At 55.8% G+C, this 23,341-nt stretch carries 18 protein-coding genes and 1 other annotated feature; of the genes, 5 read left to right on the top strand and 13 right to left on the bottom strand.

What is annotated here, in order from left to right; genetic code table 11:
- Positions 1 to 201: 201 nt before the first annotated feature.
- The 3 genes from copA (at position 202) to ybaK (ending at position 4,567) form a co-directional block, all read left to right on the top strand.
- Positions 202 to 2,913: a copper-exporting P-type ATPase CopA gene (gene copA / locus ACX9GU_RS20305; protein WP_473192715.1), complete on the top strand. Its 2,712-nt coding sequence runs from the start codon at positions 202 to 204 to the stop codon at positions 2,911 to 2,913.
- 149 nt (positions 2,914 to 3,062) lie between these two features.
- Positions 3,063 to 3,866, top strand: a complete 804-nt coding sequence (locus ACX9GU_RS20310) for a TraB/GumN family protein (RefSeq protein WP_473192716.1) — start codon at positions 3,063 to 3,065, stop codon at positions 3,864 to 3,866.
- A 221-nt stretch (positions 3,867 to 4,087) separates the two neighbouring features.
- On the top strand, positions 4,088 to 4,567 hold the full coding sequence (gene ybaK / locus ACX9GU_RS20315) for a Cys-tRNA(Pro)/Cys-tRNA(Cys) deacylase YbaK (RefSeq protein WP_473192717.1): 480 nt from the start codon (positions 4,088 to 4,090) through the stop codon (positions 4,565 to 4,567).
- Between the two features lie 42 nt (positions 4,568 to 4,609).
- Here the strand turns inward: ybaK and ushA are convergent, their stop codons facing one another.
- Complete coding sequence (ushA, locus tag ACX9GU_RS20320) at positions 4,610 to 6,262, bottom strand: bifunctional UDP-sugar hydrolase/5'-nucleotidase UshA (RefSeq protein WP_473192718.1); 1,653 nt, start codon at positions 6,260 to 6,262, stop codon at positions 4,610 to 4,612.
- Between the two features lie 253 nt (positions 6,263 to 6,515).
- Between ushA and ACX9GU_RS20325 the strand changes: the two genes are divergently transcribed.
- Both ACX9GU_RS20325 and ybaL read left to right on the top strand, forming a co-directional pair.
- A complete protein-coding gene (locus tag ACX9GU_RS20325) occupies positions 6,516 to 7,736 on the top strand; it encodes an MFS transporter (protein ID WP_473192719.1) in 1,221 nt (406 codons plus the stop codon).
- 225 nt (positions 7,737 to 7,961) lie between these two features.
- On the top strand, positions 7,962 to 9,653 hold the full coding sequence (gene ybaL, locus ACX9GU_RS20330) for a YbaL family putative K(+) efflux transporter (protein WP_024484415.1): 1,692 nt from the start codon (positions 7,962 to 7,964) through the stop codon (positions 9,651 to 9,653).
- Between the two features lie 189 nt (positions 9,654 to 9,842).
- Here ybaL and ACX9GU_RS20335 read toward each other — a convergent pair whose 3' ends face one another.
- The 12 genes from ACX9GU_RS20335 to ACX9GU_RS20390 form a co-directional block, all read right to left on the bottom strand.
- Positions 9,843 to 11,147 (bottom strand): inosine/guanosine kinase, encoded by a 1,305-nt coding sequence (locus ACX9GU_RS20335; protein ID WP_059200036.1) that lies wholly within the window; start codon positions 11,145 to 11,147, stop codon positions 9,843 to 9,845.
- A gap of 111 nt (positions 11,148 to 11,258) precedes the next feature.
- Entirely contained in the window at positions 11,259 to 12,221 is a 963-nt protein-coding gene (gene hemH, locus ACX9GU_RS20340) for a ferrochelatase (RefSeq protein ID WP_473192720.1), read from the bottom strand.
- Between the two features lie 127 nt (positions 12,222 to 12,348).
- Positions 12,349 to 13,497 (bottom strand): glycerate kinase, encoded by a 1,149-nt coding sequence (locus tag ACX9GU_RS20345; protein ID WP_473195222.1) that lies wholly within the window; start codon positions 13,495 to 13,497, stop codon positions 12,349 to 12,351.
- A gap of 135 nt (positions 13,498 to 13,632) precedes the next feature.
- Complete coding sequence (locus ACX9GU_RS20350; RefSeq protein ID WP_473192721.1) at positions 13,633 to 14,766, bottom strand: sugar diacid recognition domain-containing protein; 1,134 nt, start codon at positions 14,764 to 14,766, stop codon at positions 13,633 to 13,635.
- A 112-nt stretch (positions 14,767 to 14,878) separates the two neighbouring features.
- Positions 14,879 to 15,523 (bottom strand): adenylate kinase, encoded by a 645-nt coding sequence (gene adk, locus ACX9GU_RS20355; protein WP_021180120.1) that lies wholly within the window; start codon positions 15,521 to 15,523, stop codon positions 14,879 to 14,881.
- 247 nt (positions 15,524 to 15,770) lie between these two features.
- On the bottom strand, positions 15,771 to 17,636 hold the full coding sequence (gene htpG / locus ACX9GU_RS20360) for a molecular chaperone HtpG (RefSeq protein ID WP_037375256.1): 1,866 nt from the start codon (positions 17,634 to 17,636) through the stop codon (positions 15,771 to 15,773).
- 142 nt (positions 17,637 to 17,778) lie between these two features.
- Positions 17,779 to 18,384: a recombination mediator RecR gene (gene recR / locus ACX9GU_RS20365; protein WP_024484410.1), complete on the bottom strand. Its 606-nt coding sequence runs from the start codon at positions 18,382 to 18,384 to the stop codon at positions 17,779 to 17,781.
- Positions 18,384 to 18,713 carry a YbaB/EbfC family nucleoid-associated protein gene (locus tag ACX9GU_RS20370; protein ID WP_021180123.1) on the bottom strand — a complete coding sequence of 110 codons (330 nt, stop codon included), beginning with the start codon at positions 18,711 to 18,713 and terminating at the stop codon, positions 18,384 to 18,386. The genes recR and ACX9GU_RS20370 overlap by 1 nt, the downstream gene beginning before the upstream one ends.
- A 40-nt stretch (positions 18,714 to 18,753) precedes the next feature.
- Positions 18,754 to 20,706: a DNA polymerase III subunit gamma/tau gene (dnaX, locus tag ACX9GU_RS20375; RefSeq protein ID WP_473192722.1), complete on the bottom strand. Its 1,953-nt coding sequence runs from the start codon at positions 20,704 to 20,706 to the stop codon at positions 18,754 to 18,756.
- Positions 19,357 to 19,421: a sequence feature (DnaX frameshifting element), on the bottom strand. (Overlaps the previous gene by 65 nt.)
- A 325-nt stretch (positions 20,707 to 21,031) precedes the next feature.
- A complete protein-coding gene (locus ACX9GU_RS20380) occupies positions 21,032 to 21,982 on the bottom strand; it encodes an Rpn family recombination-promoting nuclease/putative transposase (protein ID WP_473192723.1) in 951 nt (316 codons plus the stop codon).
- Positions 21,983 to 22,172: 190 nt separating this feature from the next.
- Entirely contained in the window at positions 22,173 to 22,724 is a 552-nt protein-coding gene (gene apt, locus ACX9GU_RS20385) for an adenine phosphoribosyltransferase (protein ID WP_021180126.1), read from the bottom strand.
- 147 nt (positions 22,725 to 22,871) lie between these two features.
- The gene (locus ACX9GU_RS20390; protein WP_059200032.1) at positions 22,872 to 23,252 is read right to left on the bottom strand and encodes a DUF454 family protein; all 381 of its coding nucleotides are present in this window, start codon (positions 23,250 to 23,252) and stop codon (positions 22,872 to 22,874) included.
- Positions 23,253 to 23,341 lie beyond the last annotated feature (89 nt).

Genomic DNA, 23,341 nt, shown 5'->3' on the forward strand with positions numbered 1-23,341 from the left:
TGGTTTTTTTATACCCAAAGAAAACCCCGCAAAATTCGGGCCTTATGTCGAAGCGTGGCTGCGTTGTGAACAGCGTTAATAAAAATCCTTTTCTATCAATGTAATATTCTATTGACCTTACCCTTGCTGGAAGGTTTAAGATCATTCTTAATGAAAAGAACCTAGGCGGTCAACCGCCATTATTTTGCGAGGAAAACCATTATGTCACAAACTACCGTGCTGGCGTTGCAGGGACTCTCCTGCATGAACTGCGCGCAAAAGGTGAAAAAAGCCTTGGAAAGTCGCGCGGATGTCGAACAGGCCAACGTCAGCGTTCACTACGCTAAAATCACCGGTGCAGCCCCGGCTGCCGAGCTGATTGACAGCGTCGTTGCCGCTGGCTACCAGGCAGAAATCGCCCATCAGGCAGACACCGAGTTACAACTTTCCGGCCTCTCCTGCATGCATTGCGTGGGCAGCACCCGTAAAGCACTGGAAGCGGTGCCGGGCGTGATCGCCGCCGACGTGACCATTGAGGAAGCCAAAGTCTATGGCGATGCCACACCAGAGCAGCTCATCGCTGCGGTCGAGGATGCGGGCTATCACGCCAGCCAGGCGGGAGCCAATAGCCACCCAAAAACTGAGCCGCTGACTGAATCTGCCCCAACCTTGCCGGAAACCCAGGCAGCGGCCCCCTCTTCACTTCCGGCAAGCGAGACTGACGATAGCATCCAGCTGCTGCTCAACGGCATGACCTGTGCCAGCTGCGTCAATAAAGTCCAGACGGCGTTACAGAACGTCCCGGGCGTTGAGTTGGCGCGGGTAAACCTGGCGGAACGCAGCGCACTGATCACCGGTAAGGCCACACCGCAGGCGTTGGTCGCTGCGGTAGAAAAAGCCGGTTATGGCGCCGAGATGATCCAGGACGAAACCAAGCGCCGTGAACGCCAACAGCAAACCGCACAGGCTAATATGAAACGTTTCCGTTGGCAGGCCGCATTAGGCTTGGCGGTGGGCGTGCCGTTGATGGCCTGGGGCGTGTTTGGCGGCAGTATGTCGCTGACGCCAGAAACCCAGCGGCCATGGCTGATAGTCGGCATCATTACCCTGGCGGTGATGGTGTTTGCCGGTGGCCACTTCTACCGCAATGCCTGGCGATCGTTGATGAACGGCAGCGCCACTATGGATACGCTGGTCGCCTTGGGGACAGGTGCCGCCTGGTTGTACTCCATCAGCGTCAACCTGTGGCCAGACTTCTTCCCCATGGAGGCACGGCATCTGTATTACGAAGCCAGTGCGATGATCATCGGCCTGATCAACCTTGGCCATGCCATGGAGCAGCGCGCGCGGCAGCGTTCTTCCCAGGCGCTGGAACGGCTACTGGATCTCACTCCGCCAACCGCCAGGCTGGTCACAGAACAGGGGGAGCAAAGTATCCCGCTGGCAGAGGTGCAATTGGGCATGACCTTGCGCCTGACGACTGGCGATCGCATCCCGGTTGACGGCGAGATCGTGCAGGGCGAAGTGTGGATCGATGAAGCCATGCTGACCGGCGAAGCGTTGCCGCAGCAAAAAGGCGTCGGCGATACGGTGCATGCTGGTACGGTAGTAGACGACGGCAGCGTGCTGTTTCGCGCGGCGGCCATTGGCACCCAAACCACGCTGGCACGTATTATCAAGCTGGTGCGTCAGGCACAAAGCAGCAAACCGGAAATCGGTAAGCTGGCAGACCGCATCTCGGCGGTATTTGTGCCCACCGTGGTCGCCATCGCCCTGTTCAGCGCCGCCATCTGGTATTTCTTTGGCCCACAACCGCAGTTGGTCTACACCCTGGTGATCGCCACCACGGTGCTAATCATCGCCTGCCCTTGTGCCTTGGGGCTGGCAACACCGATGTCCATTATCTCTGGCGTTGGCCGGGCCGCGGAGTTTGGCGTGCTGGTGCGTGACGCCGATGCGCTGCAGCAGGCCAGCAATCTCGATACCCTGGTGTTCGATAAAACCGGTACGCTGACGGAAGGCCAGCCGCGCGTGGTGGAAATAATCACCTTTAACCAAGTGGATGAGCAGCAGGCCTTACGTTGGGCCGCCGCGTTGGAACAAGGGGCTAACCACCCACTGGCGCGCGCCATCGTCGAGCACGCTAAAGGGCAGACACTGCCTACGGTAGAGCAATTCCGAACGTTGCGCGGTTCCGGCGTCAGCGGTGAGGTTGAGGGCGTACAGCTGTTGCTGGGTAACGCCAAGCTGTTGCAAGAGAATCAGATCGCGACCGATGAGCTCACTCAGCAGATACAGCAACAGGCTGAACGCGGTATCACGCCGGTGCTGTTGGCCGCCAACGGCAAACCTGCCGCGCTGATCGCCATCCGCGATCCTTTACGCAGTGACAGCGTGAGCGCACTACAGCGCCTGCATCAGCAAGGTTATCAACTGGTGATGTTGACGGGCGATAACCCGGTGACCGCCAACGCGATTGCCAAAGAGGCCGGTATTGACCGCGTGATCGCTGGCGTCTTGCCCGATGGTAAGGCCGAGGCGATCAAGCAGTTGCAGGCACAGGGCCACCGGGTAGCGATGGTCGGTGACGGCATCAACGATGCCCCTGCTCTGGCTCAGGCCGATGTCGGGATCGCCATGGGCGGCGGCAGTGATATCGCCATTGAAACCGCGGCGATCACTCTGATGCGTCACAGCCTGAACGGCGTGGCGGACGCGTTGGCCTTGTCGAAGGCAACGCTGCGTAATATGAAGCAGAACCTGCTCGGGGCATTTATCTACAACGCACTTGGCATTCCCATTGCCGCCGGTGTGCTGTATCCGCTGACGGGCACCCTGCTCAGCCCTGTGGTCGCTGGCGCGGCAATGGCACTCTCCTCCATTACCGTGGTCAGCAACGCCAACCGATTGCTGCGTTTTAAACCCAAGCAGTAACCCTCAACCGGGGCGCAGCCCATCGCGCTCCGGCCTTTTGAGATAATTCCCCTGCCCTCGGGCTTTATTGTCAGCCACTTAGCGTTTAGCATGGGGAAAAGCCAGCAGCCATCCTGCACGCTGGTGGAAAGGATCAGGAGCCACGCTGTATGGGTCAACTGTTACGCCGCATTGCTACCTTTCTCGGTATTATTTCCCCACAGAGCTACACCTACCCTGCCCTGGACATCATGCTAACGGGAAATCGCCAACTGCATTTGGTCGGCAGCATTCACATGGGCACCGTCGATATGTCGCCCCTGCCTGCCCGGCTAGCAGCACGCCTGCGCCAGGCCGATGCGTTGATCGTTGAGGCCGATATTACCGGCTCCTCTTCGCCATTTGGCCACGCCGAGCCACAACTCGAACTTGAACAGCGTCTGGGCGATGAAGAATTCCAACGGTTGCAAGTGCTATGCCAGGAGCTGGGGACGGATGTAGAGAGTTTCTCTGCTCTTCCCGGCTGGCAGGTAGCGCTGATGATGCAAGCACGGCAGGCACAGCGGCTGGGTTTACGTGCCGAATACGGGATTGATTATCAGCTGTTGCAAGCCGCTAAAGTGCAGCAGATGCCAGTAATCGAACTGGAAGGGGCCGAAGAACAGCTAAGCATGCTGGAACAGTTGCCAGAAGGCGGCATGGCCCTGCTACACGATACGCTAGAGCACTGGCACACCAACGCCCGTTTGCTGCAAACCATGGTGAGCTGGTGGCTGGACGCCAAGCCGAACGCCATGTTGGAAACGCTGCCTACCACCTTCAGTGCCGAGCTGTACGACGTATTGATGCACCGCCGCAATCGCCACTGGCAGCAAAAGCTGGAAGCGTTACCGCCGGGCAACTATGTGGTGGCGGTCGGCGCTTTGCATCTGTATGGCGAAGACAATTTACCGGCCATGCTGCAGGCACGATAAAAAAGTGGCCAATATCGCTATTGGCCAGTCAAAGAGGAATTTTTCATATTTTAGTTATACGCATTGTAACCGTGTTAACGATTACAATAGACAGGGTAGCAACCTGACGAACCTATTGGCAACTGCCTTTCATCCTCCTTGGCACAGGTTGCTCATTCGGCTCCACTTTTATCGTCTCGTTGCCACCGATGACAACTTCCCACAGTTTTGGAAAAGAGATTATGACACCCGCAGTGGTTCTGCTTGAAAAACAAAAGGTGGCCTTCACCCTCCACGCCTATCACCACGATAGCGAAGAAACCAACTTTGGCGACGAGGTGGTAAAAAAGCTGGGGTTGAACGCCGAACAGGTCTACAAAACGCTGTTGGTGGCCCTCAATGGTGATGCGAAAAATCTGGCCGTCGCCGTAACGCCAGTAGCTACCCAGTTGGATTTGAAGAAGGTGGCGAAAGCGCTAGGGGCCAAGAAAGCCGAAATGGCCGATCCGACAGTTGCTCAACGGGTGACGGGTTATCTTGTCGGCGGGATCAGCCCACTCGGGCAAAAGAAACGCTTGCCCACGGTGATCGACAGCCCATCGCAACAGTTTGCCACCATTTTCGTTTCCGGCGGCAAACGCGGGCTGGATATTGAATTGGCGGCTAGCGATCTCTGCCGCTTACTGTCCGGCACCTTCGCCGAAATCGCCAAACGGGACTGAAAAAGCAGGCCGTTACCAACTTCTGCAACGGCCTATGTCACCTTACTTGTAAACGATCTCGCCTTTAGGCTCGTACGCCGCCGCATCCAGCGGTGAGTGCTTCTCGATATACTGCTTGAGCACTTCGGCATCGATAAAGCCGGTATTGACGTAGCTTGGCAGAGTATCAATCTTCGGATAACCGTCACCGCCCAGGGCGTTAAAGTTCAGCGTCGCCATACGATAGGTCTTGTCTGCCTGTAAAGGTTCGCCCTTGATCTTGACGTCGCTAACGCCTTTGCCGTCTGCCACCAGGCTGACGTTGGCGAACTGCGCATAGGCCCCGGAATCCACCTTCATATTGGCTACCGCTGCCAGATACGGCTCAACCTCGCTGCCTTTCATATCGACATACACCAGCGTGTTGCCAAACGGCTGCACCTTGAGCACGTGTTTATAGGTGATATCACCGGCCTCGATCGAGTCACGCACGCCACCACCGCTCATCACGGCGAAGTCTGCGTTGGCGCGCTCCATCTGCGCAGCTAACAGCACACGCGAAAGGTTGGTCTGCACGAAGCGGACTTTACTGCGATCCCCTTCCAGTTTTCCGTTGACGCTGCCCACCTTCACTTCCAACTGAGCCTTGCCCTTGTCCTGGAACGGCGTCAGCAGCTTCATCATCGACGGATCTTCCTGGATCTGCTGGGTGTAATACACCCGCTCGCTGGTGCCGTCGGCTTTCTCTACCTTTTTCTTCAGGTTGATCGGGATCAGTTGATAATGCATCAGTTTCAGTTCGCCGTTGCGGAACTGGAAGTCGGCACGGCCGACGTATTTACCCCATTCATGAGCCTGGACGATCCAGGTACCGTTTTGGCGATCTGGCGCGCAAGGCGTACCCGGTACGTAATCCGCCTGCTTGTGGTTTTCACTCGCCATACAGACCGGATCTTGCGAATGCCCACCAACAATCATATCCAGGTAGCCCGCAGGAAGGCTACGTGCCATCTCCACGTCCCCCGGCGCGTTGGAGCCATGATTACCATCGTCGTAGTGGCCCATGTGGGTGGCGGCGATAATCACGTCCGGTTTTTCATCTTTACGCAGCTGCTCCACCACCTGTTTGGCTTCTTGCGCCGGGACACGGAATTCGATATCGGTAAAGTATTCCGGGTTGCCGATTTTTGCAGTGTCATCGGTGGTCAGGCCGATCACCGCAATCTTCACCCCTTGCTTTTCAAACAGGGCATAAGGCTTGAACAGGCGTTGCTGGGTGCTTTTTTGATAGATATTGGCGGACAACAGCGGGAAAGAAGCCCACTTCTCCTGCTGGCGCAACACGCTGAGCGGGTTGTCGAATTCGTGATTGCCGATCGCCATCGCGTCGTAGCCGATCAGCGTCATGCCACGGAAATCGGGTTCTGCATCCTGCAAATCCGACTCTGGCACGCCGGTATTGATGTCCCCACCGGACAGCAGCAGCACGCTGCCGCCTTTCGCCGCCACTTCCTGACGGATGCTGTCCACCAGCGTCTTTTGCGCCCCCAGGCCGTACTCGCCATGATCGTTCTGCCAGAAATGGCCGTGGTGATCGTTGGTGTGCAGGATGGTGATATCGTAGGTTTTATCCTTTTCCCAGGCACTGACCGTTCCTGAAAACAACGTCAGGGAAACAGCCAACGCACATGCGGTGGTGTGAAGCGAAAAGCGCATGGCAGATCTCCATTGTTAATAATGGGTATTTTTTGATAAGGACGAAATTGTAACGCGAATCGGCTGCAACTAATTTCAAATTTTTGCGACATACGTCAAATTATGTCGGAATGGCACGGCCGGTCCGAATTTTTTCGGCGCTCCCAATAGCACATAATGATCGAGAGAGAATCAGCTACCCGGTTGTCGGACGAAAGATGAACGTTATAAGATGTCGGCTCTTCCCTCTCTCACTTACCAGGCTAATAATAATATGACTGACCGTAGTGAAACGGACATTCCACCGGTAACCCGCAGCGCGGCCAAAGGCACGGCGTTCTCTATTCTCGGTGCTATCAGCGTTTCTCACCTGCTTAACGATATGATGCAATCGCTGATCGTGGCGATTTACCCGATTTTGCAAGCCGATTTTAGCCTCAGCTTTGTGCAGATCGGGATGATCACCCTGACCTATCAGCTCACCGCATCGCTGCTACAACCGCTGATTGGTTATTACACCGACAAGCACCCGCAGCCTTATTCGTTACCCATCGGTATGGGATTCACGCTGTCGGGCTTACTGCTGCTTTCGGTGGCCAGCACTTTCCCTCTGGTGCTGCTGGCGGCCGCTTTGGTGGGCACCGGTTCCTCCGTATTCCATCCTGAGTCATCCCGCGTCGCACGCATGGCATCCGGTGGACGGCACGGTTTGGCCCAGTCGCTGTTCCAGGTGGGCGGCAACTTCGGCAGTTCCCTCGGCCCGCTGTTGGCCGCGCTGATTATCGCCCCCTACGGCAAGGGCAATATCGCCTGGTTCTCACTGGCCGCGCTGCTGGCCATTGTGGTCTTGTTGCAGGTCAGTAAATGGTATAAGCAGCAACATCGGGCGGCCCAAGGCAAGCCAAAAGCCGCTTCTCTGGTCAAACCGCTGCCAAAACGTACCGTGGTGTTCTCCTTAAGCATCCTGCTGGTGCTGATCTTCTCCAAATACTTCTACTTGGCGAGCATTAGCAGCTATTACACCTTTTATCTCATACATAAGTTCGGCGTTTCGGTACAGAATGCCCAATTCCATCTGTTTGCCTTCCTGTTTGCCGTAGCGGCAGGAACCATCATTGGCGGGCCTTTGGGTGATAAGTTTGGACGTAAATATGTAATTTGGGGCTCCATCCTGGGTGCTGCTCCCTTTACCTTGGCTTTACCCCATGCTTCTCTCTACTGGACCGGGATTTTGACGGTGATCATCGGAGTTATTCTGGCCTCGGCCTTCTCGGCTATTCTGGTGTATGCGCAGGAGCTGATCCCCGGCAAAGTGGGGATGGTTTCCGGGCTATTCTTCGGTTTTGCTTTCGGTATGGGCGGGTTAGGCGCGGCAGTTCTTGGTTATGTCGCCGATTTGACCAGTATCGAGCTGGTTTATCAAATCTGTGCATTCCTGCCGCTTATCGGCATTATCACCGCATTGCTACCAAATATGGAGCATAACCAGCAATAACCCTGATACACCCCCGGTTTAGCGTAGAGGTTAAACCGGGTTATCCACTCCGAAACCCCATTTAATCCGGTCTATTACGCCATAATTCCCCTTCCTTCTGCCAAAATAGACGAATAGTCTGGTTTTTTACACAAAAGCCTAAATTAGCTAAGCAATTAACGCACAAATGCAATAAACTAAATGTATCCTTTCGTAACACCCGTGAGCACAACCAGAGGAGTATGGATGCATAATTCAACACCCTTGATCACCACTATTGTTGGAGGGTTAGTACTCGCCTTCCTCTTCGGAATGCTGGCAAACCGCCTGCGCATCTCCCCGTTGGTAGGGTATCTGGCCGCAGGCGTACTTGCCGGCCCGTTTACCCCCGGTTTCGTCGCTGATACCTCGTTGGCGCCGGAACTCGCGGAGATTGGGGTGATCCTGCTGATGTTCGGTGTTGGTCTCCATTTCTCGCTTAAAGATCTCCTCGCAGTAAAAAATATCGCTATCCCAGGGGCCATTGCCCAAATCGCCGTCGCGACGGTGTTGGGGATGGGGTTGTCCAAACTGATGGGCTGGGATTTGGTTTCCGGCCTGGTGTTCGGCCTGTGTCTGTCCACCGCCAGTACCGTGGTACTGCTGCGCGCCCTGGAAGAACGGCAACTGATCGACAGCCAACGCGGGCAGATCGCCATCGGCTGGCTGATTGTCGAAGATTTGGCCATGGTGTTGGCCCTGGTGCTGCTGCCGGCATTTGCCAATATGCTCAACAGCGATACCGCCAGCACCACACAGCTGCTCACCGAGTTGGCCATCACCATTGGCAAGGTTATCGCCTTTATCGCGCTGATGATTATCGTTGGCCGCCGAGTGGTGCCTTGGATCCTGGCAAAAACCGCCAGTACCGGCTCGCGCGAGCTGTTTACGCTGGCGGTGTTGGCACTGGCGCTGGGTATTGCCTACGGCGCTGTCGGCCTGTTTGACGTTTCATTTGCCCTGGGTGCCTTCTTTGCCGGTATGGTGCTGAACGAATCGGAACTGAGCCACCGCGCAGCGCACGATACGCTGCCGCTGCGTGACGCCTTTGCGGTGCTGTTCTTTGTCTCGGTCGGTATGCTGTTCGATCCGATGATCCTGATCAACCAACCGCTGGCGGTGTTGGCAACGTTGGCGATTATCCTGTTTGGTAAATCGGTGGCGGCCTTCGCGCTGGTCAAAATGTTCGGTCACTCCAAGCGTACCGCGCTGACCATTTCCGCCAGCCTGGCACAGATTGGTGAATTCGCCTTTATCCTGGCCGGATTGGGGGTCACGCTAGGCATGATGGATCAGCATGGCCGTAATCTGGTGCTGGCCGGGGCGATCCTGTCAATCATGCTCAACCCGCTGCTGTTTACCTTGCTGGAGCGCTATCTGGCCAAGACGGAAACCATCGAGGATCAGATCCTGGAAGAAGCAGTGGAGGAAGAGAAGCAGATCCCGGTCGATATCTGCAATCATGCCGTCGTCGTGGGTTATGGCCGGGTTGGTAGCCTGTTAGGGGCCAAGCTGACCGAAGAAGGCGTCTCGATGGTGGTGATAGAAAACTCTCGCCCACGGGTTGAAGCCCTGCGTGCTCAAGGGATCAAAGCGGTGTTAGGCAACGCGGCAAATCCTGAGATCATGGAACTGGCAAGGCTAGACTGCGCACGCTGGTTGCTGCTGACCATTCCCAACGGCTATGAAGCCGGTGAGATCGTAGCCTCGGCCCGCACCAAGCGCCCTACTCTGGAGATTATCGCCCGCGCTCATTACGACGACGAGGTTTCGTATATTTCCGACCGGGGTGCCGATCAGGTGGTGATGGGTGAACGCGAGATCGCCAACAGCATGTTGAATATCCTCAAGCTGGATTCGCTGTCGGACGAAGAGAAGCTGGCCGCCTGCCCAATCTGACGCCCCTCACCCCAACCCTCTCCCACAGGGAGAGGGAGCTAATAGTCCCTACTCGTTTGGAAGTAAAGCGCTCATTGCAGCAAACTTGGGCCTCTCTTCATCCAAGGTGATCACCACATTTTCAAACATACTCGATCGGTTCCCTCTCCCTGTGGGAGAGGGTTAGGGTGAGGGAAAAATGCTACGTTTTTACCGTTCCCAGTAAGACTCTTCCAGACTGTCTTCCCGCTCCGGCAACCCACGGGTCAAACGTGGTGAGTGCTGGTTAAGTACCTGATAGCTAACGCGGTTAGCATATTTGCATACCTGCGCCAATGAAGAATAGGTCAGGTAGCTACGCACATGCTTGCTGGAGTTTGGCACGTTGTTACGGTGATAGCCGTTAGCGGCAATATCGTGCAGCAGCGCAGACAACGCACCGTCGCCCGCACCGTTGGTATTCATGATCTTTTCCGGGCCGCCCATATACGGCGCGATATGCGAATAGACCTTGAGCGCGTTTTCGCAGCTTGCGCGGCGCATCGCACGGCTGAACTCAAAGCGGTTAAACTCGGCGATATGGCCCGGCAACAGCGGATGCTGGGTTTCACGCTTGTTGGCCTCTTCGGTGTAACCTGCCATATACAGGCCGTTTGGCCCAGCGGTACACAACACCAAATCTACCCAGTCCAAAGCCATCTCTGAGGCCATCAGCGGATCGCTCAACCCTGTGAGTTCCAACGCCTCATCTTCGTTCATCGCCAGAATGGAGACATGCTCTCTGAGGAAATCACGCCACCACACCGGATTATCCGCAATGACGTACTTGGTACCCAGCGTCAGCACCACCGGCACATCATGCTTTTTGGCAAACTTTATCGCCTGCATGGTGGCTTCCGGCATGGGTTCACCGGGTTTGCAACGCACCAGATAGGAGGTCAGTACCAACGCGGCAGCCCCTGCGATCACCTCTTCAGGAATGCTTTCCGGGCGTAGCTGGTTCATCTGGCCTGGGCTGATGGCAAAGGTGCGCTCGCCGCTCTCGCTAATCAGCGTAAAGCAGCGGCCAATGGCTCCATCCACCGCTTGCAGGTAGTTGAGATCGGTACGGCTGGAGGTGTTGCACAGATAGCGATAGGCATAGCTGCCAATTTTGACGTTGCTGCACATCACGCCGAGCAGCACGGAACGATCGTCCGCCAGTACCGAGTAATTGTGAAGGGTGTTACCGATGGTGCCACCGGCAAATTGATGAGTGATCAGGTTATTGTCGCTCAGTTCCTGATACAGCGCCTCGGCAACGTCGTCTTCAATGACCAGCGAATGGCCCAGGCTAAGGCCGTAGCGTTCGACAAACGCGTCATCCACTTTAGCTTCGATATCTACCAGCGTCTGATCGATACCGACGACATAAGAGGTACTGACTTCATTTTCAGGCTGTGTCTGCTGCAATAACGGATCGCGAGCGTTAACCGGAAAATAATGTTTGGATTTACGTTTACCAGGAAATTTCATGTGATTGGCGGTGAGTTGCGGTGAACAGGCAGGAATGTTAGCACATTCCTGCCTGATTGCTGCGTTTTCACGTGAGCATTTTGCCAGCCGAGCGGTGAAAAGCCGGCTTGATTATAGGCGTTGCCCCACCAGCTGTTGCATCATATCGATATGGGCGGCGTCATCATTGAGTGCCGCGATGTATTCAAACTTCTCGCCACCCGCCTCCAGGAAGATTTCGCGGTTCTGCTCTTTGATCTCCTCCAGCGTTTCCAGGCAATCCGCAGAAAAGCCGGGGCAGATCAGTTGGATATGCTTCACGCCTTGCGCTGGCAGACTCTTCAGGGTTTCGTCAGTGTACGGCGTCAGCCAGGGCTCCCGACCGAAGCGCGATTGATAGGTCATCATCACCCGATCTGGGGCCAGCGGTATGGCCGCCGCCAGCGCGCGGTAGGTATCTTCACAACGTTGCGGATAATCGTCGCCCAGGGTGGCATAGCGTTTGGGAATACCGTGGAACGACATCACCAGGCGATCGGGCTTACCGTGTTCGGCGAACGACCGCTCAACGCTTTGCTGCAAGGCCAGGATATACGCTGGGTGCTCGGCATAGTCACGGATAAAGCCGATCGATGGCAGGCGGCGGTAGCCTTTCAGCACCCGCGCAACACCATCCCAGACTGCGGCGCTGGTCGAACACGAGTATTGCGGATACAGCGGCAACACCACCAGATTAGTCACGCCCTGCGCCAATAGGCTGTCGATCGCCTGTGCCAGGCTGGGTGATCCGTAGCTCATACCCAGTTCTACCGGGGTATTTGGCATACGCGCCGCCAGCTCCCGCTGTTGACGGCGGCTGTAGACCAGCAACGGTGAGCCTTCGTCCATCCAGACGGATTGATAAAGTTTTGCCACACGCGGTGAACGGATCGGCAGAATGATGCCGTTAAGAATTGGCCACCAGATCAGCGGTGCTGTGTCGACCACCCGGTTGTCACTGAGAAATTCTTTCAGATAGCGTTTTACCGCCTGCGGGGTAGGTGCCTCTGGCGTCCCCAGATTCACCAGCAATACCCCGTGTTTCTCTTGTTTCATTCCGATCCCCTTGTCCTTCCCGGCAAATACCCTGTTATTTCTCAGCGTATTAACAGCCACTCATGCGGCCTATTGTAACGGAAAAGCGCCGGACCGGAACCTATATCAGTAACAGGTAAAACGGGGGTTATTTTTGCGCCAGCTGCCAGACGGCAGCTACGTTGCGCGCCGTGACTTCCAGGTTATGGGCCGCGTCCGCCAGCGCTTCTGGCAGCGTCACGATGCGATCGATCACCGAGAAAGCGGCGTCGATGCCGTGTTGATGCACCACCTGATAGTCTTTTGACAGGCTACCGGCAATGGCAATCACCGGTAATTGGTGGCGCTTGGCTACCCGCGCAACGCCGATCGGGGTTTTGCCGTGGATCGACTGGCTGTCGAGCCGCCCTTCGCCGGTGATCACCAAGTCAGCATTACGTACCGCGTCCTCCAGATGCAGCGTTTCGATCACGATTTCGATGCCTGGCCGCAGTTCAGCTGCCAGAAAACCGATCAATGCCGCTCCCATGCCCCCGGCAGCGCCCGAGCCTGGCACCTGCATTACCTTGCGCCCGGTGGTCTGCTCCAGGAGTGTACCGTAATGATGCAATGCCTTGTCCAGTTGTTGCACCTTCTCCGGCGTGGCCCCTTTTTGTGGGCCGAAGATCGCTGAAGCCCCGTGATCGCCACACAGCGGGTTATTCACGTCACAGGCTACCGTGATCTTCACCTGCTGCAAGCGAGGATCCAATTGGCTGAGATCGATATGCGCCAGTTGCGCCAACGCCGCGCCACCGGGCCGTAATTGTTGATTGTGCTGGTCGAGTAGCTTAGCGCCCAGCGCCTGCATCATGCCCGCCCCGCCATCATTGGTTGCGCTGCCGCCGATCCCCAAAATAATCGAGTCTACACCGCGTTGCAGTGCCGCCAGGATCAGCTCGCCGGTGCCAAAGCTGCTGGTCACTAACGGATCGCGTTCGTCACCCGCCACCAGATGCAGCCCGGACGCGGCTGCCATTTCGATCACTGCGGTTTTCCCTTCCCCCAGCAGACCATAAAATGCTGCTGTAGGTTTGCCCTGCGGCCCGCTTACCTGCACATTGATGATTTCCCCACCGGTGGCGGCCACCATCGCATCGACGGTGCCCTCGCCTCCGTCCGCCATGGGCAGCAACACATAGTGCGCCTGCGGATAGATTTGCCGGAAACCACGCTCGATCGCTTCTGCGACACCCTGAGCACTCAGGCTCTCTTTAAAGGAGTCGGGGGCAATTACCACTTTCTGTAGGGTGTTCATCGACAGTGCCTTAATCTTCAGAGGATGCCACTGCATCGGTTAGTGAATACCATACCCTGCCGACAACGGAAATTCTTTAGCGATAGACACAAACAAAAGGGTAAAAAACAACGTTATTTTGTGCATTCACACAATTCAATCCTGCATCAACATACCGATATACAGTTGCAAGACGTCCGCCAATTGATTGATCTTCAGGCCAGTCGTTTTTTCTACGCGCTGCAGGCGGTAACGCAGGGTGTTAACGTGAATATGCAGCTGTGCCGCAGTCTTGGTTTGGTCACAATTCTGATTGAAATAGTGGCGCAACGTGTTTCTCAGCATCCCTTTTTCATCCTGGGCGCTCAATTGCCGCCAGGGCCGTGAAAGCTCCTGGGCTCGCCAATCTTCCCCCAAATCGCACAGCAGCGAGGGCAGCGGGTAGTCATCATAAAACAGCGTATGCTGGACCAGTTTGAGACGGTGCGCCATGGTTTGCACTGCTCTCGCGGTTTGAATGGAGCGGTAGACGCCCTCATCACCACTGTAAAAACCCCCGACGATCAACCGTAAACCAAAGCGTTGCTGGATCTCATGCTGGAGCTGCTGGGCCAGCTTGCGCTCCTGCTGCACGTCCCACACGCCCTGTTTCATACAGGCCGGGCGCAAAAGCACCAGTTCATTAAAGCTGGTCATGGTGATAAGCGCTTCACGCTGGGTGATCTCCAGCTCTGCCAGCAAGCCTCTCAGTACCTGCGGCTGCGGTTCATACAGCTCAAGCAGCCAGACAATGCGTGGCTGTTGCAGATCCAGCTCTAAATAGGCCGCCATCGCCTCGCGCGAACCGGGTTCACTGTGACCTTGCAGCAGTTGGTTGGCCAGCTCTTCCCGGTAACGCTTTTCCCACTGATGTTGATCGAGCATCGCAGCCTGTTCCACCATCAGTTCCGCCGCCATTTTTACCAGCTCACCATAAGCCCGCACCTGAGCCGGATCGCCAGAAACTCCAATCGCTCCCACCAGTTGATTACGAAAGCTGAACGGCAGATTGATGCCGGGCTGCACGCCCTTCAGATGTTGTGCCGTGGCCTCATCAATCTCCACCACCCGGTTTTCGGTCAGGGCCAATACCGCCCCTTCGTGGCGCTGATACAGGCGCGAGGCGTTGCCGGAAGCAATGATGACGCCGTTGCTGTCCATCACGTTGACCGAATGGTGAATGATGCTCATCGCACGTTGCACGATCTGGCGCGCGGTCGCTTCTTGCAAAAAATTTGTCTGCCTGGACATGCGGCTCTTCCTGTCGAGCGAAACGGTAGCACTGATAACCTAGCATGAAGCGGCAAAAAAAAACGCCGGGCAGCAACAGCAAGCCCAGCGTTTTCTACAGCCTTGACACCAATTAGCCCAGAATGGCCGCCAGCTCAGCGCTCACTTCTGTCACCGATCGGGTACCATCGATCTTGTGATAGGACGTATTGCCCGCCTCGGCTTCTTTATGATAGTAAGACACCAGCGGTGCGGTCATCTGATGGTATTCCACCAGGCGCTTACGCACGGTCTCTTCCTGATCGTCTTTACGGGTGGTCAGCTCTTCGCCGGTGGCGTCGTCTTTCCCTTCCACCTTCGGCGGATTGAATTTGATGTGGTACACGCGGCCAGATGGCGCATGCACGCGGCGGCCAACGATACGATCGACGATCAGTTCGTCCGGCACGTCGAACTCCAGCACGTAATCCACTTTAATGCCGGCTTCTTTCATCGCATCGGCCTGTGGAATGGTGCGTGGGAAACCGTCCAGCAGGAAACCGTTACGGCAGTCTTCCTGGGTAATACGCTCTTTGACCAGCGCAATAACCAGCTCATCGGTCACCAGCTTGCCGGCGTCCATGATTTCTTTCGCCTTTTTGCCCAGCTCAGAACCGGCCTTAACGGCTGCGCGCAACATATCGCCCGTGGAGATTTGCGGAATGCCGTATTTCTCCATGATGAATTGAGCCTGAGTGCCTTTACCAGCGCCTGGAGCGCCCAGCAGAATGATACGCATTGCGTAAATCCCCTTGCTATGTATTTCCCTTCATTCTTCGGGCCGCGGCCGGAAGTCTATCGGGTTTGAGTTTTTATTAAATTTCGAAAACACTCAACCTTACCATTTCTGAGGGGGGTGGCTCAAGGTAGCGAGAGGAAATCGGTTGCGGAAAGATCGGGCTGAAACGAGGCAAGCAGCGAGAAAATTTAACGGCAATAGAAGAGATTACGCCCCAAACCCTAGGGTCTGGGGCGTATTTTGCTGATTAAGCGGACAACAGCTTATTCATGCGGCGGATAAACTGGTTTGGATCTTCCAGCGTCCCACGCTCTGCCAGCAGGGCCTGATCCAACAGCAGATCGATCCATTCGGCAAATTGTTCGTTATCGCCCACATCGGATGCGCGTTTGACCAACGCATGCTCCGGGTTCAGCTCGAAGATATACTTCACTTCCGGCGCAGCCTGCCCCGCAGCGGCAAACAGTTTGGCCATCTGGGTGCTCATCTCGTCGGCATCAGTGGTGACGATGGCCGGAGTATCCGTCAGGCGGTGCGTCAGACGCACGTCCTTCACGCGCTCACCCAGCAGGGTCTTGACCCGCTCGATAAACGGCTCAAGCTGCTTCTCGGCTTCTTTCTGCTCTTCGGTTTCATCCGCCAGTTTATCCAGCGCTTCATCCGCTTTGCTGACCGACTGGAACACCTTACCGTCAAACTCGGTCAGGTAGCTCATCATCCACTCGTCGATACGGTCAGACAGCAGCAGGACTTCGATGCCTTTCTTGCGGAACAGCTCCAGGTGCGGGCTGCTCTTGGCAGCGGCATAACTGTCGGCGGTGATGTAGTAAATCTTGTCCTGGCCTTCGGTCATGCGGCCAACGTACTCTTCCAGCGAGACGGTTTGCGCCGAGCTGTCGTTGTGCGTAGAAGCAAAACGCAGCAGTTTGGCGATGGCCTCTTTGTTGCCACCGTCCTCCGCTGGCCCTTCTTTCAGTACCATACCGAACTGCTGCCAGAACTTCTGGTAGGCTTCCGCGTCGTCTTTGGCCAGCTTGTCCAACATCTGCAACACGCGTTTGGTCAGCGCGCCACGCAGGTTTTGGGTAACACGGCTGTCCTGCAGGATTTCACGCGAAACGTTCAGCGGCAGATCGTTGGAATCGATCAGGCCACGCACAAAGCGCAGGTAGTTCGGCATGAACTGCTCAGCGTCATCCATGATAAACACGCGCTGAACGTACAGCTTCAGGCCGTGTTTGTGATCGCGATTCCACATATCCCACGGCGCCTGGGCCGGGATGTACAGCAGGCTGGTGTACTCCTGCTTACCTTCCACCCGGTTGTGGCTCCAGCTCAGCGGATCGGTAAAGTCATGGGCAATGTGCTTGTAGAACTCTTTGTACTCTTCTTCGGTCACATCGGCTTTGCTGCGAGTCCACAACGCTTGCGCCTTGTTGATTTTCTCCCAGGTGACGGTGCCGTCTTCTTCATTCTTGGTTTCGATCTCTACCGGCAGTGCAATATGATCGGAATATTTGCCAATCACCGAGCGCAGACGCCAGCCGTCGAGGTATTCGTCTTCGCCTTCACGCAGGTGCAGGGTAATTTCGCTGCCGCGATCGGCCTTGCTGATATCGGCGATGGTGTAATCACCTTCACCGGCAGACTCCCAGTACACCCCTTGATCTTCCGCAGCACCGGCCGCGCGGGTACGTACGGTGACTTTGTCCGCCACGATGAACGCCGAGTAGAAGCCCACGCCGAACTGACCAATCAGTTGGCTGTCTTTCGCCTGGTCGGAGCCGATAGACTCCAGGAAGGCCTTGGTACCCGATTTGGCAATCGTCCCCAGGTTTTCGATCACTTCTTCGCGGCTCATGCCGATGCCGTTATCGGCAATCGTCAGGGTGCGCTTCTCTTTGTCGAAGGACAGACGCACGCGCAGCTCACCATCACCTTCATACAGTTCCGGCTTGGAAAGCGCGCGGAAACGCAGTTTGTCCGCCGCATCGGAGGCGTTGGAGATCAGCTCACGCAGGAAGATTTCTTTATTGGAGTACAGCGAATGGATCATCAAATGAAGCAGTTGTTTGACTTCAGACTGGAACCCACGGGTTTCTTGACCTTTCATACTCATTGATTACCTCAAAGACAGTAATGACCAAATCATGCAATGAGGATCAAATGGGGTTAACTCTGTGGTTTTTCAAGCGGCTGGCGGGGAATTTTTTGTCAACTGATTACGGGGCAGAGGGCTGCCCCGTACAGAATCATCAGAATTTGATCGCGTGGCGTCCGGCCAGGGAGTGCGACAGCGTGGTGCCATCCACCATTTCCAGCTCACCACCCACCGGAACTCCGTGGGCAATGCGGCTGGCAAGTACGCCATATTGGCCACACATCTCGGCGATGTAGTTGGCCGTGGCGTCACCTTCCACCGTTGGGTTGGTGGCCAGGATCACTTCAGTGATGGTTTCCTTCTCCAGCCGTTGCTCCAGCCGATCCAGGCCGATATCGCCTGGGCCAATGCCGTCTAACGGTGACAGATGGCCCATCAGCACAAAGTAGCGCCCGGCAAACTGGCCGGTCTGCTCGATGGCGTGAATATCCGCCGGGCTCTCCACTACGCAAATCTGGCCGTTTTGCTGGCGGCGCACATTATTGCAGATGGTGCAGGTATCCTGCTCGGTGAAGGTACGGCAATCGGCACAGTGGCCGATCTCCGACATGGCACGGGTCAGCGCCTGTGCCAGCCGCATCCCACCGCTGCGATCGCGCTGCAGCAGTTGGAACGCCATACGCTGCGCCGACTTCGGGCCAACGCCCGGCAGGCAGCGCAGTGCCTCCATCAATGATTCAAGGAGCGGGCTGGTTTGCATCAGAACGGCATCTTAAAGCCTGGCGGCAACTGCATCCCGCTGGAAACCGACGCCATCTTCTCTTTCTGGGTTTCTTCGATGCGACGTGCTGCGTCATTGAAAGCGGCTGCGATCAGATCTTCCAGCATCTCTTTGTCGTCTTCCATCAGGCTTGGGTCGATTTCTACCCGGCGGCAGTTATGTGCCCCGTTGATGGTCACTTTCACCAAGCCTGCCCCGGATTCACCCGTCACTTCCAATTTGGCAATTTCTTCCTGCATCTGCTGCATCTTTTCCTGCATTTGCTGGGCTTGCTTCATCAGGTTACCCATACCGCCTTTACCAAACATAGTCGTCTCTCATAGCATTGGCCGCGCACCGTGCGCCGCGTTAAATAGGGCGAATACTCTCTTCATCCAGATCTGCATCGAAGAACCGACGCAGGGTCTGGATATTGGTATCCGCAACGATGGACTGGCGAGCCTGCGCCAGTTTTTCTTCATAAATGGCTTGCCGCCACTCCAGCGGAGTCCGCTCCGCCGGATTATCGTCTTCCACCACGCTGAGTTCAACCGTGCGGCCATGTAACTCACTGAGTGCCTGCGCCAGCGTCTTCTGCGCCGAAGGCGAATTCAGATGACGCTGCGAAGACCGCAGGTGGAGACAAATGCTGTCCGGAGCCCGCTGCTGCTTAAAGGCGTTTAACGCCAGTTGCTGCACCAGTTTCGGTATTTTTAGCTGGTCGATCTCTGCCGCCCAAGGATCGCGCTCGATGGACTCAACCACCAGTTTAGCCGACAGCTCAGGCGTTTTTTCATGTTCAAGCGCCGTACGCAACGCTTTTGGCGTGGCCAGCGGTTCCGGCGCGGCTTCAGGTTCGGTAAGCGCACGCCAGCGATAGGCCTCCGGCTTGGCCGGCTTCTCCGTCACGATCTTTTCGGCCTGACGCTTCTGGCTGCGTTCGGTTACCGAGGCTAAACGCTCTAGTGCCGAGTTAGCCGGCCGCGCTATTCCTGGCGCCGCCGGCTCATTCTTTTTTGCGGTGGATGCCCCCTGTTGCCGCAGCAACTGGGTTCGCGCTTTAAGTAGCTGCGCGGTAGCATCCGGTAAATTGGTTGGTTGAGTATTCTGTGGCGGCGCAGCCTGCCCTAAGGGAGGAGGGACATCCGGATAGGGTGAAGGTGGCGCAACGGCCATATTCCCCTGCGGCTGTGCGGGCGCGGTCTGCACCATGGCCACCGGTTCTGGGATCACCGCTTTGGGGTGAAACGCCAGCGCGCGCAGCAGGGTCATCTCAACGCCCATACGGCGATCCGGGGCAAAGGCCAACTCTTTGCGGCCAACCAGCAAGGTTTGATAATAAAGCTGTACGTCCGTTGGTGGCAGGGTGCGCGCCAGCTCACGTAACCGCTGCTCAATCGCAGCGTAATGGTTGTCCAGCACCGCGGGTAGCAACTGCACCATCGCAATGCGGTGCAGCAGCGCCAGCGTTTCCACCAGCAGGTTTTCCCAATCCACGCCGCGTGACGCTGCCTGGGCGACCTGCGCCATCACTTTTTCGCCGTCGGCACTCACCAGGGCTTCCAGGATGGCCAGCGGCTGCTCATCATCCAACGTCCCCAGCATCTGGCTGACGGTGTCGGTAGTCACCTGCCCTTGCCCCATGGCAATCGCCTGGTCGGTCAGGCTGAGGGCATCACGCATACTGCCATCGGCGGCGCGTGCCAACAGCTGCAACGCGCGGGCATCGCTGGTGATGTGCTCTGCCAGCAAGACGGTTTCCAACTGGGTGCGGATTTGTTCCACGTCCATCGCTTTAAGATGGAATTGCAGGCAGCGGGAAAGAATAGTGACCGGCAGCTTCTGCGGATCGGTAGTTGCCAATAGGAACTTGACGTGCGCAGGCGGCTCTTCCAGCGTTTTCAGCAACGCATTGAAGCTGTGGCGCGAGAGCATGTGGACTTCATCGATCAGGTAAACCTTGAAACGGCCACGCGCCGGGGCGTATTGCACGTTATCGAGCAGATCGCGAGTATCTTCCACTTTGGTTCTGGAGGCGGCATCGATCTCGATCAGATCGACAAAGCGCCCCTGCTCAATCTCACGGCAGTTATCACATTGGCCACAGGGCGTCGCGGTGATGCCTGTTTCGCAGTTCAAACCTTTGGCCAGCAGCCGCGCAATGGTGGTTTTACCCACGCCGCGCGTGCCAGAGAACAGATAGGCGTGATGGATCCGCCCCAGAGAGAGGCCATTAGCCAGCGCCGTCAGGACATGCTCTTGTCCGACAACCTCTGCAAACGTTTGGGGGCGCCACTTACGGGCAAGAACCTGATAGCTCATTAAGACTTCATCACTGATTTATGGAGTAATTTCAACCCAAGTAGTACATCACAACGTCGAGGACATTGCCATGTGGGCGGCCTGCTGGGTACCGAGGTTGAACCGATACCCTTTATCGTCCGATGGCCACTCACACTTTAGTGTAACAGTACGCCCGCCGTCATTCCTATAACTTTGCATCATGCCTGCCAGACGCGAGCTTGGTGGCCAGTCAATGACAGGAAAACACCTTGGCGAAGGTTAACCACCTGAAAGAATTTATACTGTGTTTGACAGGGAAGAGCTATCGAGTTGGAACGGCCAACGAACGCCAGCCGTTAAAGCTTTAGTGACGGATCTGGGCCAGCTCGTCTTCGGTCAAACCCGTTGCCTCAAGCACGGCCTCACGAGCCATGCCCATTTTGAGTAGGCTACGAGCGACGTCCAGCTTACCTAGCAGAACACCTTCTTCGCGGCCTTCTTCACGTCCTTCTTCAAGCCCAGCAATTCGGCCCTCTTCTCGACCTGCAATTCTGCCTTTCTGCTCCAGCTGTTGTGCGATAGTCATTAGTTCGTCTCCGTGTTCGGGCACTCGTTGTGCCAGCTCGCGTACAAAGGCTTCGGCGTCAGCGGTTTCGCCAGCCTGTACTAAATAGTGTACCAACGATATCACCTGTTGCGAAGAAAGATATCCCGCCAGCAGGATGGTCACTAGCCGGTCGGTCAGCTCTGTGATGTCGCGTTGGTGGATATGTTTCTGCAACAGCGTCAGTGCGGCCATGCTGCGGTGATTCATAATTTCATCATCGGGAATAACGGTAACATCCACCACAGGAAAATCAGCACCGTAGAGTTTTTTCGCCAGCTCAGGAGCGTCAAACTCCTGCAACCAATTGGTTGAATACGGGTACGGACTACGTTTGCCAGCGTAGAACAGTATAGGAATAACCAGTGGTAGCTTTTTGTGCCCGGCCACAAGATGACGCTGCATGGCGGCGATGGCATAACGCAGCAGCCTGAAGGCCATATGTTGATCTGGCGTTGACTGATGTTCGATAAGTACGTGAATGTACCCATAACCCGCCGTCGTTTTCAGGCTATAAAGAACATCACTGAAATACTGGCGTAGATGGTCCTCAACAAAAGAACCGGATTCAAGCTTCAGAGTGCTGAGGTCGCAAATCTCACGTAGTTCTGCTGGCAGATGGATTTCGAGGAAATCCTGTGCTGTCCCTGGGTGCATTAGAAACTGTTTGAATACCGCATCGTGTAAATTGAGTTTGCTGTTTTTTTTCATAATCGCTCGCTTTTCAACCAAACCTGAATGAACCTTATCATATGAAGCCGCAGGTTAAAATGTTGTCGCGAGCCAAAATATTGGCGTTTTCAGTAAGGAAATCATGAGGATAGAAGGCAGCAGAGCGCGCGGGGATGTGGCTGTTATACGTCAACCCCGCAGCGAACCACGGGGTTGTCTATCGAAGCTATCAATGCCCGGCGAAGTCGAGCAGGCAGTAGCAATTAATACCCAGATTATTCAGGCGCGTTTCGCCCCCGAGGTCCGGCAGGTTGATGATAAATGCCGCATCTGTCACTTCACCACCCAAACGGCGGATCAACGTGGCGGTGGCTTCGATCGTGCCACCGGTGGCCAGCAGATCGTCAACGACCAGTACTTTGTCGCCAGCAACGATGGCATCGGTGTGAATTTCCAGCTTGTCGGTGCCGTATTCCAGCTCATAGCTTTCGCTCAGCGTCGCACGCGGCAATTTGCCCGGTTTGCGTACCGGCACAAAGCCAACGCCCAGCGCCAACGCTACCGGTGCGCCGAACAGGAAACCACGCGCTTCAGTACCCACCACCTTGGTGACGCCCGTATCGCGGTAACGTTCGACCAGCAGTTCAATACTGGAAGCATACGCCAGCGGGTTTTCCAACAGGCTGGTCACATCACGGAACAGAATACCCGGCTTCGGGTAGTCGGGAATGGTTTTGATACTGTCTCTAATATACTGAAGCTGTTGCGCAGTCGCGGTCATAGTTATTGCCTGATAAAACTTCCTGGTAACTTCCACACAGGCCATCAACTGCCACGCCTTGAACAAAAAAACGGCGGGAGGAAACCTGCGCACGAAAACGCCCAAATCTATGCAAAAAGGCGGATAAATGCAACTGACGCCGCACGATCAGCGCTGTTTTTGTTGCGGCAGGTCAATAACTGGCAGCCGGAGCATAAAGGTCAGCAAAATAACCAGGATCGCCAGCAGTACACCTCGCACCCACCAAAGGTTCACCAACCAGAGGGAAGCGGCAAAAGTCAGTACAATAACCAGCACCGCTTTCCACTTGGCTCCGGGCGGTAACGCCTTATGCTGTTGCCAATGACGCAAATAAGAACCAAACCAGGAGCGATACAGCAACCAATGATGAAACCGCGGTGAAGAACGTGCAAAGCACCAGGCAGCCAACAACAGAAATGGGGTCGTTGGCAGCAGTGGCAGCACCACGCCCAACGTTGCCAGCACCACGGCTAACCAACCCAGTATAATCAACAACCAACGAGTCATGCCTGTCCTTACCTATCATGATGGCCCGTTTACTGTAGCATCCTTGGCCATAATGCTGCCAGTTGGCGGCTTTCTCCATCCGAAGCTTG

It is taken from the genome of Serratia sp. K1WW1, assembly GCF_055790865.1.